This window comes from Faecalibacterium sp. DFI.5.82 (assembly GCF_029076575.1).
GTDB lineage: Bacteria > Bacillota > Clostridia > Oscillospirales > Ruminococcaceae > Faecalibacterium > Faecalibacterium duncaniae.
This window is the reverse complement of record NZ_JARFIS010000489.1, coordinates 1-312: the sequence shown is the minus strand read 5'-3', so window position 1 is coordinate 312 and position 312 is coordinate 1. Positions and strand designations below refer to the sequence as shown.

1 protein-coding gene is annotated in these 312 nt (G+C 65.7%); it reads right to left on the bottom strand.

Translation table 11 applies throughout. The annotated features are described in order from the left end of the window. On the bottom strand, positions 1-224 hold a 224-nt coding region (locus tag P0G09_RS17550; protein ID WP_275253311.1), incomplete at its 3' end, for an HAD hydrolase family protein. Positions 225-312: the final 88 nt, after the last annotated feature.

Genomic DNA, 312 nt, shown 5'->3' with positions numbered 1-312 from the left:
AGCCTGCCGCCGTTGGTGGCGCAGCTGCCTGGCATCCGGTACGCCATCACCACCAACGGCGGCAGGCTGGCAAGGGGCCGCCCGGTGCAGGGCAGCACGCTGACCCCGCGCCCGACGGCATCGGCGATGGCCTGCCGGGTGCGGGGGGAGATCTGGCTCTTGGAATCGAGCAGGGTGCCGTCCAGATCAAGGGCGACAAGACGGATGGGGGTTGATGGTGACATAGTTTCTCCTTTGATTTAAGAACCTCTCCGGCAGAAGCGTAAACATGGCTCCCCTGCCAGGGGAGCTGCCGCGATAGGTGACGGAGAG